Here is a 10,816-nt window from a genome sequence, read left to right on the forward strand (position 1 = left end):
GTGACCGTCAACATGACCAAGGGTCAGGCCATCAGTCTGCAGAAGAACGACGGCGGCAGCCTGACCGCGGTGCGCATGGGTCTCGGCTGGCAGGCGGCTCCCCGTCGCGGCCTGTTCGGCTCGCGCACCCGTGAGATCGACCTGGACGCCTCGGCCGTCCTGTTCGCGGACAAGCAGCCGGTCGACGTCGTCTTCTTCCGCCACCTGGTGAGCGACGACGGCTCGGTGCGCCACACCGGTGACAACCTCGTCGGCGGTGTCGGCCAGGGCGGCGACGACGAGGCCATCCTCGTCGACCTCTCGCGCGTCCCGGTCCACATCGACCAGATCGTCTTCACCGTGAACTCCTTCACGGGCCAGACCTTCCAGGAGGTGCAGAACGCGTTCTGCCGCCTCGTCGACGAGACCAACGGCCAGGAGCTCGCCCGCTACACGCTGGCCGGCGGTGGCGCCTACACGGCCCAGATCATGGCGAAGGTGCACCGCACGGGCACGAACTGGACGATGACGGCCCTCGGCAACCCGGCCAACGGCCGCACCTTCCAGGACCTGATGCCGGCGATCCTGCCGGTCCTCTAGGCACCGCACCCGAGGCCGGGCCGGAACACGGCACGCGACACACCACACGCGACACAGGGGGACGAAGGCGATGACGGCCGAGCTGGTGCGGGGACAGAACCACCCGCTCTCCCAGTCCCGTCTGGAGATCCGGATCTCGGCCGGCACGCCGGTCGTGGCCGCGGCCGCGCTCGGCGACGAGAACGGCCGGATCCACGGAGTGGAGTGGGTGGCCCACCCGGGCGCACCCACCCACCCCGGTCTGGAGGTGTCGCGGCAGGCGGCCGCCGACCACCGTCTCGCGGTGGACCTGGACGCCATGACGGACGCGGTCCACCGCGTCAGCGTGCTGCTCGCCCTGCCCGCCCCGGGCGGCGGCCCCGTCCGGTTCGGCGCCGTGGCGGCCCCCTTCGTCGCCGTCACCGGCCTGGACGGCAGCGAGATCGCCAGCTACACCATCACGGGCCTGGAGGCCGAGTCGGCCGTCGTCGCGCTGGAGCTCTACCGGCGGCAGGGTGCCTGGAAGGTACGCGCCGTCGGCCAGGGTTACGCGGGCGGTCTGGCCGATCTCCTCACCGACCAGGGTCTGCCCGAGGCCGTACAGCTCGCCGGGATCATCAACGAGGCCGTCGTGCGGGGCCTCGCCCGCTCCGTGCAGGCGCCCCCGCCCCGCCCGGCCGACGGTGACCGCTCCCGTCAGCCGGCCGCTCCCGCGGTCGGCCCCGACCAGGGCGGCACCGCACCGCAGGGTGCCCCCGGCCCCGTACCGCCGTCGTACGGCGGGCAGCCGGCCGGCGGACCGGGACAGACCGGACCGCAGCCGTCGTACGGCGGAACCGGTACCGCGGACCCGTCCGCCACCACCGGCGGCCCGATCGACTACAGCCACCCCGGCCGGCGGAACTCCGCCCCGCCGCCCCCGCCCACCGCGCCGCCGGCGCAGCCCGGACAGCCCGCGCAGCCCGTCGCGGGGGATGCGACCGGCTGGTCCATGGAGGAGCGGCTCTACAACCAGGTCTGGGGCATGTTCGAGGACCTGGCCCGCACCACCGCCGCCTACCGCAGCGCCGTCGACTTCGCCGAGTCCCGCATGGACAAGGAGCTGGAGCAGGCCCTGTCCGATCCGCGCAGCCGGATCGGCGGTCAGGGCGACGCCACGCGCGAGGCCGCCCGGGCCCGGCACGCACACCTCGTCGACCAGGCGCGAGAAGTCCTCGACCGGGACCTCGTCCAGCTCGTCGCTGAGGCCGACGTCGTCGAGCCCGCGCTGCCTCCGGCCTTCGCCCGCTGGGACAATCCCGTCTGGCACGCCTACCGGGTGCCGATGGAGACACCCATGGCGCTGCGCCTGGGCGACCTGCGGCTGCCCGAGGCCGACCGGATCAGCATCCCGATGCTGCTCCGGCTGCCGCTGGAGCGCGGCCTGTGGATCGACAGCGGACGGGCCGACCCGATCGACGGGTCGTTCACCGACTCCCACGACATGCGGCGCCTCGCCATGGAGACGGCGGTGGCGCACGCGGCCCGGCTGCTCGCCGTCCACCCGGCGGGAGAGTTCACCGTGCACGTCATCGACCCGGCCGGATCCGGGGCGCAGCCGCTGGCCCCGCTGACGGGGACCGGTGTGCTGGCGGCTCCGCCCGCCCAGGGCGCCGCGGGGGTGACGGAGGTGCTGGGCCGGCTCACGCAGCGGGTCGACCTGGTGCAGATGGCGCTGCGCGGAGGCGCCCCGGACGCACTGCCGCCCGGCTTCGACACCTCCCAGCAGCTGTTGATCGTCAACGACTTCCCGCACGGCTTCGACGACCGGGCCGTGAACCAGTTGCGCTACCTCGCCGACGAGGGCCCGTCCGTCGGGGTCCATCTGATGATGGTCGCCGACCGCGAGGAGTCCGCGGCCTACGGTCCGCTCCTCGACCCGTTGTGGCGTTCGCTGCTGCGACTGACTCCCGTGCCCGACGATCATCTGGCCGATCCGTGGGTCGGACACGCCTGGACGTACGAGCCGCCGCTCGTGCCGCCGGGCAGCCAGGTCCTCCACCAGGTGCTCACCCAGGTCGCGGCGGCCCGCCGCTCATGGGACAGGTGACGTCCCCGCACCTTTGACCAAGTTCGCGTAAAGCCCCACCACCTGGGTCTTTGTATCTTTCTTTACTCGCCTCTTTACCAATCCTTGGTGGTTGGGTACTGTTGACCGCACGGAGGGGAGTACTCCCTGTCTGTGCGGCGACCCCGTCAATACGGATCAGGCCAGATCCCGGGGCGTCGGCCCGAAGGACCGTCCGGACGCAGCCGAGCGCCGGAGGCCCGGGTGGAAGAGACCTCCGGCAGCGACGACGCTGACATTTGCCGTGTGACGTATCTGCCGGAGGCGCAGTGGATGTTTCCATGACCCTATGGGTCCTGACGATCGTGGGCCTGTGCGCCCTCATCGCGGTCGACTTCTTCATCGGCCGCAAACCGCATGACGTATCCATCAAGGAAGCCGGGATCTGGACCATCGTCTGGATCACCCTGGCCGCGCTCTTCGGGCTCGGCCTGCTGATCTGGGGCGGAGGACAGGCCGGAGGCGAGTTCTTCGCCGGCTACATCACCGAGAAGTCGCTGAGCGTCGACAACCTCTTCGTCTTCGTCCTGATCATGGCGAAGTTCGCGGTGCCGACGCAGTACCAGCAGCGGGTGCTCCTCGTCGGCGTCCTCATAGCCCTGGTGCTGCGTGCGATCTTCATCGCCGCCGGCGCGGCGATCCTCGCCAGCTTCTCGTGGGTGTTCTACATCTTCGGTGCCTTCCTGATCTGGACCGCCTGGAAGCTCATCCAGGAGGCCCGGGCCGACGAGGAGGACGAGGAGTACGAGGAGAACAAGCTGCTCAAGGCCGCCGAGCGCCGCTTCGGCGTGGCCGACCGGTACCACGGCACCAAGCTGTGGATCGAGCAGAACGGCAAGCGGGTCATGACCCCGATGCTCGTCGTCATGCTCGCCATCGGCACCACGGACATCCTGTTCGCGCTCGACTCGATCCCTGCGATCTTCGGCCTGACGCAGGACCCGTACATCGTGTTCACGGCGAACGCGTTCGCGCTGATGGGCCTCAGGCAGCTGTACTTCCTCATCGGCGGCCTGCTGAAGAAGCTGGTCCACCTGTCCTACGGCCTGTCGATCATCCTCGGCTTCATCGGCGTGAAGCTGGTGCTGCACGCACTGCACGAGTCCGGGGTACACGTCCCCGAGATCAGCATCCCGGTCTCGCTGGGTGTGATCTGCGCGGTCCTGATCGTCACCACGATCACCAGCCTGCGGGCCTCCCGCAAGCAGGCGGAGGCCGAGGCGGCAGCGGTCCGGGGCGAGGGCGCCGTGAAGAACGACATCGACGTCTGACCCTGTCGGACACCGGAACGCCGGGACCGGGAGCGGAGGCCAGCACATCGCCGACCACCGCTCCCGGTCCCGTTCGTTCCCACCCGCGCCGCGCGCCGGCGCCGACCGAATGCGACTCGTACGAGGAGGCCATGCGTGACCATGATGACCCCGAGACGATCAGGATCGCGGAGCGGAGGGGTACGCCGTGCGGCGGTGACACCCCCCGCGCCCCCCACGGTCGGCCGGTGGTCGGAGAAGTGCAGTGAGGTGCGCCGCCCGTTCACGTCTGCGACGATCGCCCCATGACCGCTCGGCTCAGGTCACTCGCGGCACAGTGGACGACCCTGGTGCCGGTGTTCGCCGTAGTTCTGCTGATCCTGACCTGGGGACGCGAACTGCCCGGCTGGATCGTCGTACTGGTGACCGCGGTTCTCGCGGGATCCGTGCTGGCGGCCGTGCACCACGCCGAGGTGGTCGCGCACCGGGTCGGTGAGCCCTTCGGCTCCCTGGTTCTCGCGGTCGCCGTCACCGTCATCGAGGTGGCGCTGATCGTCACGCTGATGCTCGACGGCGGGGACAAGAGCGCGACGCTCGCCAGGGACACCGTGTTCGCGGCCGTGATGATCACCGTCAACGGCATTCTCGGACTGAGTCTGCTGGTGGGCTCACTGCGCCACGGCACGGCGGTGTTCAATTCGGAAGGCACCGGCGCGGCCCTCGCCACGGTCGCGACACTGGCGACCCTCAGCCTGGTGCTGCCGACGTTCACCACGAGCAAGCCGGGCCCGGAGTTCTCCACCGTGCAGCTCACGTTCGCGGCGCTCTCCTCACTGACCCTCTACGCCCTGTTCGTGGCGACCCAGACCGTCAGACACCGCGACTACTTCCTGCCGATCGTCAAGCAGAGCGAGACGGCCGCCTCCGAGCAGGAGCACGCCGAGGCGCCCTCCACACGCACCGCCCTGATCAGTCTCGGGCTGCTGGGCCTGGCCCTGGTCGGCGTGGTCGGGCTGGCCAAAGGGGTCTCGCCCACGATCGAGTCCGGAGTGGACGCCGCCGGACTGCCCCACTCCGTCGTCGGTGTGATCATCGCCCTGCTGGTCCTCCTCCCGGAGACCATCGCCGCGGTGCGCGCCTCGCGCCGCAACCAGGTGCAGACCAGCATGAACCTCGCGCTCGGCTCGGCGATGGCCAGTATCGGCCTGACCATCCCCGCCGTCGCGCTGGCCTCCCTCTGGCTCCCCGGTCCGCTCGTCCTCGGGCTCGGCAACACCCACATGGTGCTGCTCGCCCTGACCATGGTGGTGGGTGCGCTGACCGTGGTCCCCGGGCGGGCCACACCACTGCAGGGAGGCGTGCACCTGGTGCTGCTCGCGGCCTACCTGGAGCTGGCGATCAACCCCTAGCGGGGGAGCACGGCCTGAGGCTGTCCGACGGCGTGGGACGCGCCCTCCCCGGGGCTCGTGGGCCGCCCGGAGACCTGGTTCCCCGGGCGGCCCACGAGCAGTGCCGGGAAGCGTCCGAGGCACGCCGCACGGTCGCCCGGTACGGACCGGGGCAGGGCTCAACGGCCGTGCGCCGCACCGTGATAAACCGGGTCCGAGCAGCGGTTCCGGCGAGGACCGCCCCACCCCGACGGACCGGAGGAACCGTGCCCCGCAACCTGGCCAACGCCCCCATCATGATCCTCAACGGCCCCAACCTGAACCTGCTGGGACAGCGCCAGCCGGAGATCTACGGCTCCGACACGCTCGCCGACGTGGAGGCGATGTGCGCCGAGGCGGCGGCGGCGCGGGGCGGCACGGTGGATCTGCGCCAGACCAACCACGAGGGCCGGCTGGTGGACTGGATCCACGAGGCGCGGCTGAACCACTGCGGGATCGTCATCAACCCCGGTGCCTACTCGCACACCTCTATCGCCATCCTGGACGCCCTCAACGCCTGTGACGGCCTGCCCGTGATGGAGGTCCACATCTCCAACATCCACCGGCGCGAGTCCTTCCGGCACCACTCCTATGTCTCCCTGCGCGCCGACGGGGTCATCGCGGGATGCGGGGTGCAGGGGTACGTGTTCGCGGTGGAGCGGATCGCGGCGCTGGCCGGCCCGGGACTGACCGAGGCGTAAGTCCCGTTCGCCGTGGTGAGCGGGGGTCTGCGAGGTGCGCGCTCACCAGCCCCGCGCGTGCCACTCCGGCAGATGCGGGCGTTCCGTGCCCAGGGTGGTGTCGTTGCCGTGCCCGGGATAGACCCAGGTCTCGTCCGGGAGGACGTCGAAGATCTTGGTCTCGACATCATGGATCAGACTGGCGAACGCCTTCGGGTCCTTATGGGTGTTGCCCACACCGCCCGGGAACAGGCAGTCCCCGGTGAACACATGCGGATGCCCGTGGGGGTCGTCGTAGACGAGGGCGATCGAGCCGGGCGTGTGCCCGACCAGGTGGCGGACGGTGAGCTCCACCCGGCCCACGCGGATGACGTCGCCGTCGTCGACCGGCACGTCGGTCGGCACCGGGATGCCCTCGGCGTCCTCCCGGCCCGCGTGGGTGCGGGCGCCGGTGGCCGCGACGACCTCGGCCAGCGCCTGCCAGTGGTCGCCGTGCCGGTGGGTGGTGACGACGGACGCGATGCCGTCGTCACCGATCGTCCCCAGCAGGGTCTCCGCGTCGTTGGCCGCGTCGATCAGCAACTGCTCGTCGGTGGCCCGGCAACGCAGCAGATAGGCGTTGTTGTCCATGGGGCCGACCGCGACCTTGGTGATCATCAGGTCCTTGAGTTCGTGCACGTCGGCTGGGCCGCCGACCGTCACCCGCCCGCTGTACGTCATGACCGTCAGCCTATAGCGGGAACCCGCGCCGGACAGGTGCTACAGCGGGGGAAGCACCGGGAGGCCGCCGCCCTTCACCGTCAGGGCGGCGCCGTCCCGGCGGCCGGCCAGCCAGCCGAGCAGGTCGGCCGCCGTCCCCTCGACCGCGACCGGACCGCCGTCCGCCCCGCCGCCGGTCGTCCAGGTCATGCCGTCCACGGTGGCCAGGGCGGTCGACGGCACCTCCTGGTGACCGGCGAACCGGGCCGCGAGGAAGTCGATCTCCCGCTCCGTGAACCCGGCCGGCAGATCCTCCAGCTCGTAGCCGATCCCCAGGTCCACGTGGTGCAGCTCCACCTCGACCCACCGCCGGAACGGCACCCGCTCCGCCCGGTCCGTGACCCCGTTGCGCAGCTCCACCGTGCGCGACCAGTCCGCCGGGGCCGCGCCCACCGCGCGGAAGCGCTCCCCGCTCTCCCGCAGGTCGGCGAGGTGCACGTCGAGGGGGCGCGGCGCGTCCCGCTCGATGTCGGCGTCCCGGGCCTCGCCGGAGACGTACATGGGGCGGCCCTCGAGGACGTTCACCAGAGCGTCCGCGTTGCGGGCCAGGTGGGCCAGGACATGACCGCGGGTCCAGCCGGGCAGCCGTGACGACTGGGTCACAGCCGCGTTGTCCAGTGCGCTGACCGCGGTGAGCAGCCGTTCGGTCGCTGCTTGTACAGACGCCAGGTCATCAGCGTGATCAATCATGGTGCTGACCCTAGTCCTGTCACCCCATCGGGTGAAGGCGGTGAAGCCGTGCCTTGAATCGAATGTACGTGCTATATGGTCGTGTTCGGCGTCGGGCATGCTGGAGAGCCGGGGTTTGTTGACAACCCGTGAATCCGAACCGGCGTTGTCAGTGGCTCCCCCTAGTCTGAGAAGGACGGGGGCCCCGCCCCTGTCACTTCTCTCAAGAAAGGTGCGGACCGGCGTGGCCGACCGTCTCATCGTCCGTGGAGCGCGCGAGCACAACCTCAAGAACGTCTCGCTCGACCTCCCGCGCGACTCGCTCATCGTCTTCACGGGCCTGTCGGGGTCGGGCAAGTCCTCGCTGGCCTTCGACACGATCTTCGCCGAGGGACAGCGGCGCTACGTGGAGTCGCTCTCCTCGTACGCCCGGCAGTTCCTCGGCCAGATGGACAAGCCGGACGTCGACTTCATCGAGGGCCTGTCCCCGGCGGTCTCCATCGACCAGAAGTCGACCTCCCGCAACCCGCGCTCCACGGTCGGCACCATCACCGAGGTCTACGACTACCTGCGCCTGCTCTTCGCGCGCATCGGCAAGCCGCACTGCCCCGAGTGCTCCCGGCCGATCTCGCGCCAGTCGCCGCAGGCCATCGTCGACAAGGTCCTGGAGCTGCCCGAGGGCAGCCGCTTCCAGGTGCTCTCCCCGCTGGTGCGCGAGCGCAAGGGCGAGTTCGCCGACCTCTTCTCCGACCTCCAGACCAAGGGCTACTCCCGCGCGCGGGTGGACGGCGAGACGGTCCAGCTCTCCAGCCCGCCCACGCTGAAGAAGCAGGAGAAGCACACCATCGAGGTGGTCGTCGACCGCCTCACGGTCAAGGACAGCGCCAAGCGCCGCCTCACCGACTCCGTCGAGACCGCCCTCGGCCTGTCCGGAGGCATGGTCGTGCTCGACTTCGTCGACCTCCCGGAGGACGACCCCGAGCGCGAGCGCATGTACTCCGAGCACCTGTACTGCCCGTACGACGACCTGTCCTTCGAGGAACTGGAGCCGCGCTCCTTCTCCTTCAACTCGCCCTTCGGCGCCTGCCCCGAATGCACCGGCATCGGCACGCGCATGGAGGTCGACCCCGAGCTGATCGTCCCCGACCCGGACAAGAGCCTCGACGAGGGCGCCATCCACCCGTGGTCGCACGGCCACACCAAGGACTACTTCGACCGCCTGATCGGCGCCCTCGCGGACGCGCTGGGCTTCCGCACCGACATCCCGTTCGCGGGCCTGCCGCAGCGCGCCAAGAAGGCCCTGCTGCACGGCCACAAGACCCAGGTCGAGGTCCGCTACCGCAACCGCTACGGCCGCGAGCGCCGGTACACCACGGCCTTCGAGGGCGCTCTCCCCTTCGTCAAGCGCCGGCACAGCGAGGCCGAGAGCGACGCCAGCCGCGAGCGCTTCGAGGGCTACATGCGCGAGGTGCCCTGCCCCGCCTGTGAGGGCACCCGGCTCAAGCCGGTCGTCCTCGCCGTCACGATCATGGGCAAGTCCATCGCCGAGGTCTCCGGGATGTCCATCAGCGACTGCGCGGACTTCCTGGGCGAGCTCAGGCTCACCGCCCGCGACAAGAAGATCGCCGAGCGCGTGCTCAAGGAGGTCAACGAGCGGCTGCGGTTCCTGGTCGACGTCGGCCTGGACTACCTCTCGCTCAACCGCGCGGCGGGCACGCTCTCCGGCGGCGAGGCCCAGCGCATCCGCCTGGCCACCCAGATCGGCTCCGGACTCGTCGGCGTGCTCTACGTCCTCGACGAGCCCTCCATCGGCCTGCACCAGCGGGACAACCACCGGCTGATCGAGACCCTGGTCCGGCTGCGCGACATGGGCAACACGCTCATCGTCGTCGAGCACGACGAGGACACCATCAAGGTCGCCGACTGGATCGTCGACATCGGCCCCGGCGCCGGCGAGCACGGCGGCAAGGTCGTGCACAGCGGCTCCCTCAAGGAGCTCCTCGCCAACGCCGAGTCGCAGACCGGCCAGTACCTGTCCGGCAAGAAGGCCATCCCGCTGCCCGACCTCCGCCGTCCGCACGACCCCTCGCGCCGGCTCACGGTGCACGGCGCCCGCGAGAACAACCTGCGGGACATCGACGTGTCCTTCCCGCTGGGCGTCTTCACCGCGGTCACCGGCGTGTCCGGCTCCGGCAAGTCCACGCTGGTCAACGACATCCTGTACACCCACCTCGCCCGCGAGCTGAACGGCGCGCGCAGCGTCCCCGGCCGGCACACGCGCGTGGACGGCGACGACCTCGTCGACAAGGTCGTCCACGTCGACCAGTCGCCCATCGGCCGCACCCCGCGCTCCAACCCGGCGACGTACACGGGTGTCTTCGACCACGTCCGCAAGCTGTTCGCCGAGACCACCGAGGCGAAGGTCCGCGGCTACCTGCCCGGCCGCTTCTCCTTCAACGTCAAGGGCGGCCGCTGCGAGAACTGCTCGGGCGACGGCACCATCAAGATCGAGATGAACTTCCTCCCGGACGTGTACGTCCCGTGCGAGGTCTGCCACGGCGCCCGCTACAACCGGGAGACCCTGGAGGTCCACTACAAGGGCAAGTCCATCGCCGACGTCCTGAACATGCCGATCGAAGAGGCCATGCACTTCTTCGAGGCCGTCCCGGCCATCGCCCGCCACCTGAGGACGCTCAACGACGTCGGTCTCGGCTACGTCCGGCTCGGCCAGTCCGCGACCACCCTGTCCGGCGGCGAGGCGCAGCGCGTGAAGCTCGCCAGCGAGCTGCAGAAGCGCTCCACCGGCCGCACGGTCTACGTCCTGGACGAACCGACCACCGGTCTGCACTTCGAGGACATCAGCAAGCTGCTGAAGGTCCTGTCCGGCCTGGTCGACAAGGGCAACACGGTCATCGTCATCGAGCACAACCTCGACGTGATCAAGACCGCCGACTGGGTCGTCGACATGGGCCCCGAGGGCGGTTCCGGCGGCGGCCTGGTCGTGGCGGAGGGCACCCCGGAGCAGGTCGCCGGCGTCCCGGCCAGCCACACCGGCAAGTTCCTGCGGGACATCCTGGGGTCGGACCGGATCAGCGACGCCGCCCAGGCACCGGCCCCGCGCAAGACGGCGACGAAGAAGACGGTCGCGGCCAAGGCCACCACCAGGAGGACGGCCACCAAGGCGGTCGACGGTACGGCCGCCAAGAAGACGGCCACCAAGAAGACGGCCACCAAGGCCGCCACGAAGAAGACGACGCGGGCGGCCAAGGCCTGACCGGCCCGCACCCGTACGCGCCGTGCCGCACGGAAACCCCTTGGGGGAGGTGTCCGGCAGGAAGAGCCCGCCGCCGCCCACGACCACCCCGC

Annotated in this window: 8 protein-coding genes; 6 read left to right on the forward strand and 2 right to left on the reverse strand. The window is 70.4% G+C overall.

Features of this window, described 5'->3' with window-relative positions; all coding sequences use genetic code 11:
• From AB0A94_RS15090 to aroQ, 5 genes are all read left to right on the forward strand, one after another.
• Positions 1-579 carry a TerD family protein gene (locus AB0A94_RS15090; protein ID WP_217136334.1) on the forward strand — a complete coding sequence of 193 codons (579 nt, stop codon included), beginning with the start codon at positions 1-3 and terminating at the stop codon, positions 577-579.
• 70 nt (positions 580-649) lie between these two features.
• Positions 650-2,647: a TerD family protein gene (locus AB0A94_RS15095; RefSeq protein WP_361744247.1), complete on the forward strand. Its 1,998-nt coding sequence runs from the start codon at positions 650-652 to the stop codon at positions 2,645-2,647.
• A gap of 287 nt (positions 2,648-2,934) precedes the next feature.
• Positions 2,935-3,936, forward strand: a complete 1,002-nt coding sequence (locus AB0A94_RS15100) for a TerC/Alx family metal homeostasis membrane protein (protein ID WP_361744250.1) — start codon at positions 2,935-2,937, stop codon at positions 3,934-3,936.
• A 284-nt stretch (positions 3,937-4,220) separates the two neighbouring features.
• Positions 4,221-5,324 (forward strand): ionic transporter y4hA, encoded by a 1,104-nt coding sequence (locus AB0A94_RS15105; RefSeq protein ID WP_361744253.1) that lies wholly within the window; start codon positions 4,221-4,223, stop codon positions 5,322-5,324.
• A 245-nt stretch (positions 5,325-5,569) separates the two neighbouring features.
• The gene (aroQ, locus tag AB0A94_RS15110) at positions 5,570-6,043 is read left to right on the forward strand and encodes a type II 3-dehydroquinate dehydratase (protein WP_361744256.1); all 474 of its coding nucleotides are present in this window, start codon (positions 5,570-5,572) and stop codon (positions 6,041-6,043) included.
• A gap of 42 nt (positions 6,044-6,085) precedes the next feature.
• Here the strand turns inward: aroQ and AB0A94_RS15115 are convergent, their stop codons facing one another.
• Both AB0A94_RS15115 and AB0A94_RS15120 read right to left on the reverse strand, forming a co-directional pair.
• Positions 6,086-6,742: an MBL fold metallo-hydrolase gene (locus AB0A94_RS15115; protein WP_361744259.1), complete on the reverse strand. Its 657-nt coding sequence runs from the start codon at positions 6,740-6,742 to the stop codon at positions 6,086-6,088.
• 39 nt (positions 6,743-6,781) lie between these two features.
• Complete coding sequence (locus AB0A94_RS15120) at positions 6,782-7,471, reverse strand: maleylpyruvate isomerase family mycothiol-dependent enzyme (protein ID WP_361744262.1); 690 nt, start codon at positions 7,469-7,471, stop codon at positions 6,782-6,784.
• A 223-nt stretch (positions 7,472-7,694) separates the two neighbouring features.
• Between AB0A94_RS15120 and uvrA the strand changes: the two genes are divergently transcribed.
• Complete coding sequence (gene uvrA, locus AB0A94_RS15125) at positions 7,695-10,724, forward strand: excinuclease ABC subunit UvrA (RefSeq protein WP_361744265.1); 3,030 nt, start codon at positions 7,695-7,697, stop codon at positions 10,722-10,724.
• Positions 10,725-10,816 lie beyond the last annotated feature (92 nt).

This window comes from Streptomyces sp. NPDC044984 (genome assembly GCF_040646935.1).
GTDB lineage: Bacteria > Actinomycetota > Actinomycetes > Streptomycetales > Streptomycetaceae > Streptomyces.